Annotated in this window: 3 rRNA genes; all 3 read right to left on the bottom strand. The window is 54.4% G+C overall.

Annotation, left to right across the window (positions count from 1 at the left end):
• Positions 1 to 14: 14 nt before the first annotated feature.
• Positions 15 to 133 (bottom strand): 5S ribosomal RNA (gene rrf, locus KTJ89_RS19195).
• Between the two features lie 183 nt (positions 134 to 316).
• Positions 317 to 3,431, bottom strand: a 23S ribosomal RNA gene (locus KTJ89_RS19190).
• 422 nt (positions 3,432 to 3,853) lie between these two features.
• A 16S ribosomal RNA gene (locus KTJ89_RS19185) occupies positions 3,854 to 5,381 on the bottom strand.
• The 16S, 23S and 5S rRNA genes sit together here, the layout of an rRNA operon.
• Between the last annotated feature and the right edge of the window lie 251 nt (positions 5,382 to 5,632).

The raw sequence follows: 5,632 nt of genomic DNA, 5'->3' as shown, positions 1-5,632 counted from the left end.
CACCTTAAAAAATATTGCGGCAGTCACTTACTCTCCCACAACCACCAAGTTGCAGTACCATCAGCGCGAATGGGCTTAGCTACCGGGATCGGAACGGTTAACCGGGCGTTTCCCCACCACTATCACCACCGCAAAACCAACAAACCACCACCACAACCCCACAAAAACAGAGTTGTCAGCGGTAGTGGTCCAAGAACCGCACAGCGAACGCGAACACCAAAACTTATGCAACATGCACACCCGAGAGTGTGAACTCTTCAAGCCATCCTAGAAAAACAAAACATCTTTTCGCACACACCAACCCCACATTGGAATGGTTGGTGAGTGATCGGTGTATTAGTACCAGTCAACTCCACACCTTACAGTGCTTCCATACCCGGCCTATCAACCCCATCATCTATAGGACACCTCCCCTGACAAAAGTCAGTTGGAAATCTCATCTCGGAGCCGGCTTCCCGCTTAGATGCTTTCAGCGGTTATCCATCCCGAACGTAGCCAACCAGCCATGCTCCTGGCGGAACAACTGGCACACCAGAGGTTCGTCCGTCCCGGTCCTCTCGTACTAAGGACAGACCTCCACAAATTTCCTACGCACGCAGCGGATAGGGACCGAACTGTCTCACGACGTTCTAAACCCAGCTCGCGTACCGCTTTAATGGGCGAACAGCCCAACCCTTGGGACCGACTCCAGCCCCAGGATGCGACGAGCCGACATCGAGGTGCCAAACCATGCCGTCGATATGGACTCTTGGGCAAGATCAGCCTGTTATCCCCGAGGTACCTTTTATCCGTTGAGCGACCACGCTTCCACAAGCCATGGCCGGGTCACTAGTCCCAGCTTTCGCTCCTGCTCGACACGTCCGTCTCACAGTCAAGCTCCCTTGTGCACTTACACTCGACACCTGATTGCCAACCAGGCTGAGGGAACCTTTGGGCGCCTCCGTTACTCTTTAGGAGGCAACCGCCCCAGTTAAACTACCCATCAGGCACTGTCCCTGAACCCGATCAGGGTCCGAAGTTAAGGAATCCACTATGGTCAGAGTGGTATTTCACCGATCGACTCCACCCCAACTAGCGTCAGGGCCTCTACGTCTTCCACCTATCCTACACAAACCACACCGAATCCCAATACCAAACTATAGTGAAGGTCTCGGGGTCTTTCCGTCCTGCTGCGCGTAACGAGCATCTTTACTCGTAATGCAATTTCGCCGAGTTCGTGGTTGAGACAGCAGAGAAGTCGTTACGCCATTCGTGCAGGTCGGAACTTACCCGACAAGGAATTTCGCTACCTTAGGATGGTTATAGTTACCACCGCCGTTTACTGGGGCTTAAATTCTCCGCTTCACCCTTACGGGTTAACAGGTCCTCTTAACCTTCCAGCACCGGGCAGGCGTCAGTCCGTATACATCGACTTACATCTTCGCACGGACCTGTGTTTTTAATAAACAGTCGCTTCTCTCTGGCCTCTGCGACCACCACCAGCACATCCCCACGCATGGTGGGTTCACCGGGATGGTCCCCCTTCTCCCGAAGTTACGGGGGCATTTTGCCGAGTTCCTTAACCACGATTCTCTCGATCACCTTAGTATTCTCTACTCGACCACCTGTGTCGGTTATAGGGTACGGGCAACACACACCCTCACGTCGATGCTTTTCTCGGCAGCAGAGGATCACCAGATCACCCCACCAATGTGGGGCGCCCATCAGCTCTCACACTCTATGCGGGGACGGATTTACCTACCCCCACGTGCTACAACCTTAGACCGTGACTACCATCGCACGGCCTGGCTACCTTTCTGCGTCACACCTCACGCTTACCGACTCCACACTCAGGTCCCCCACTCAAACCCAACCACAGGCCCGAAGGCCTGACGGGGTCATCACAGGGTTAGTATCGTGTGTTTTGGTACTGTCGGTTGTGTGTCGGTACCAGAATATCAACTGGTTGTCCATCGACTACGCCTGTCGGCCTCGCCTTAGGTCCCGACTTACCCAGGGCGGATTAGCCTAGCCCTGGAACCCTTGGTCATCCGGTGGACGGGTTTCTCACCCGTCTTTCGCTACTCATGCCTGCATTCTCACTCGAATCGCCTCCACCACTCGTTCACACGGCAGCTTCTCCGGCAACTCGACGCTCCCCTACCCAACACCACACCATTACGGCGATTGTGGTGCTGCCACAACTTCGGCGGTGTACTTAGCCCCGCTACATTATCGGCGCTCAATCACTTGACCAGTGAGCTATTACGCACTCTTTCAAGGGTGGCTGCTTCTAAGCCAACCTCCTGGTTGTCTTCGCAACTGAACATCCTTTCCCACTGAGCACACGCTTAGGGGCCTTAGTTGATGGTCTGGGCTGTTTCCCTCTCGACAATGAAGCTTATCCCCCACTGTCTCACTGCCACGCTGAACCTTGACTGGCATTCGGAGTTTAGTTGACGTCAGTAACCCGGTAGGGCCCATCAGCCATCCAGTAGCTCTACCTCCAGCAAGAACCACGCAACGCTGCACCTAAATGCATTTCGGGGAGAACCAGCTATCACAGAGTTTGATTGGCCTTTCACCCCTAACCACAGGTCATCCCCTCCATTTTCAACTGAAGTGGGTGCGGGCCTCCACGCGCTCTTACACACGCTTCACCCTGCCCATGGCTAGATCACTCCGCTTCGGGTCTAGGACACGCGACTGACTCGCCCTATTCGGACTCGCTTTCGCTACGGCTACCCCACACGGGTTAACCTCGCCACGCACCGCTAACTCGCAGGCTCATTCTTCAAAAGGCACGCCATCACAGTCATCTAGATACTGCTCTGACGGATTGTAAGCACATGGTTTCAGGTACTCTTTCACTCCCCTCCCGGGGTACTTTTCACCATTCCCTCACGGTACTTATCCGCTATCGGTCATCAGGAAGTATTTAGCCTTACCAGGTGGTCCTGGCAGATTCACACGAAATTCCACGAGTTCCGTGCTACTCGGGCATGCACACACTGCGAACAGTCAGCGTTTCGTCTACGGGACTCTCACCCACTCCGGTCCTGTTTCCCACCAGGTTCGACTACACCAACAACACTCACAGACCGGCCATGCTGGACCGGACCACGTACACCCCACAACACCCCTGCAGCAACACCAGCACGCTTGACACTGCACAGGTTTAGGCTCATCCAGTTTCGCTCGCCACTACTCCCGGAATCATTGTTATTTTCTCTTCCTGCGGGTACTGAGATGTTTCACTTCCCCGCGTTCCCTCCACATGCCCTATATATTCAGACACGGGTCACCACCCTCACGAGTGGCGGGGTTTCCCCATTCGGAGACCCTCGGATCAACGCCTGTTTATCGGCTCCCCGAGGCTTATCGCAGATTTCCACGTCCTTCATCGGCTCCTGATGCCAAGGCATCCACCATGCGCTCTTACACACTCACCCAACCCCCAAAAAGGGACCGGCTTCATGTGCGCGAAAAATATTGTTTCATTCACCTTAACTAGATGATGACAAGAAAAATCACATTACATAAACACCACACAAATATGGTGTTTGATGCTCGCGTCCACTATACGATTCTCAAACCACTACCAAACACCCACCACCACACAACCGCTTCACGCTGCTGCCTGTTGGTCGGGTTGGTCCTGTTGGTTGAAACCACACCCACACAATCGTGTGGGGTTTGTGATTCCAGGACCCAATAACGTGTTCGTTCTAGCCCACCCGATCACTCACCGCACCCGGGGCATTGACCCCAGCCGGGCTGTGTGGGCGAGCGGAAGAAGTGATGTTCCACCCTTGAGCTCTCATGATGACCACAGACGGGTCATACCATGAGGATCTTAATGTGTGCTCCTTAGAAAGGAGGTGATCCAGCCGCACCTTCCGGTACGGCTACCTTGTTACGACTTAGTCCCAATCACCAGTCCCACCTTAGACGGCCCCCTCCCACAAGTGGGTTGGGACACCGGCTTCGGGTGTTACCGACTTTCGTGACTTGACGGGCGGTGTGTACAAGGCCCGGGAACGTATTCACCGCAGCGTTGCTGATCTGCGATTACTAGCGACTCCGACTTCACGTAGTCGAATTGCAGACTACGATCCGAACTGAGACTGGCTTTAAGGGATTCGCTTACCCTCACGGGTTCGCCTCTCTCTGTACCAGCCATTGTAGCATGCGTGAAGCCCAAGACATAAAGGGCATGATGATTTGACGTCATCCCCACCTTCCTCCGAGTTGACCCCGGCAGTCTCCTATGAGTTCCCACCATCACGTGCTGGCAACATAGAACGAGGGTTGCGCTCGTTGCGGGACTTAACCCAACATCTCACGACACGAGCTGACGACAACCATGCACCACCTGTACACCAGCTCCAAAGAGAAGAACTGTTTCCAGAACGGTCCAGTGTATGTCAAGCCTTGGTAAGGTTCTTCGCGTTGCATCGAATTAATCCGCATGCTCCGCCGCTTGTGCGGGCCCCCGTCAATTCCTTTGAGTTTTAGCCTTGCGACCGTACTCCCCAGGCGGGGCACTTAATGCGTTAGCTACGGCGCGGAGAACGTGGAATGTCCCCCACACCTAGTGCCCAACGTTTACGGCATGGACTACCAGGGTATCTAATCCTGTTCGCTCCCCATGCTTTCGCTCCTCAGTGTCAGTTACAGCCCAGAGTCCCGCCTTCGCCACCGGTGTTCCTCCTGATATCTGCGCATTTCACCGCTACACCAGGAATTCCAGACTCCCCTACTGCACTCTAGTCAGCCCGTACCCACTGCACGCGCAACGTTAAGCGTTGCGTTTCCACAGCAGACGTGACCAACCACCTACGAGCTCTTTACGCCCAATAATTCCGGACAACGCTCGTACCCTACGTATTACCGCGGCTGCTGGCACGTAGTTAGCCGGTACTTCTTCTGCAGGTACCGTCACTTTCGCTTCTTCCCTGCTGAAAGCGGTTTACAACCCGAAGGCCGTCATCCCGCACGCTGCGTCGCTGCATCAGGGTTTCCCCCATTGTGCAATATTCCCCACTGCTGCCTCCCGTAGGAGTCTGGGCCGTGTCTCAGTCCCAGTGTGGCCGGTCGCCCTCTCAGGCCGGCTACCCGTCGTCGCCTTGGTAGGCCATTACCCCACCAACAAGCTGATAGGCCGCGAGCCCATCCCCGATCGAAAAACTTTCCACCAACCCTCATGCGAAGATTGGTCATATCCGGTATTAGACCCAGTTTCCCAGGCTTATCCCGAAATCAGGGGCAGGTTACTCACGTGTTACTCACCCGTTCGCCACTCATCCACCAACAGCAAGCTGTCGGCTTCAGCGTTCGACTTGCATGTGTTAAGCACGCAGCCAGCGTTCGTCCTGAGCCAGGATCAAACTCTCCATAAAAAACTTTATGTTACGAATGAATCCCAGCAAGACAGCCAACCCCTCACGGGGTGAGAAGGTTGACCACAAAATAACTGACCAAACACACCATCCACCCATATGCTGTGGGAGGTTCGGCGAAGAACCACCCACACGAGGGTGAACCACTGTTTGGCCAGGTGATTGTCTTACCAGAAATATTAAATGTTCTGGCATCACAACTTGTTCAAACAAACACGCTATTGGATTCTCAAACCACAAACACACACCCA

Origin of the sequence: Brevibacterium sediminis, from assembly GCF_024895295.1 — a bacterium.
Lineage (GTDB): Bacteria > Actinomycetota > Actinomycetes > Actinomycetales > Brevibacteriaceae > Brevibacterium > Brevibacterium sediminis.
This window is presented reverse-complemented; position numbering and strand designations above follow the sequence as displayed.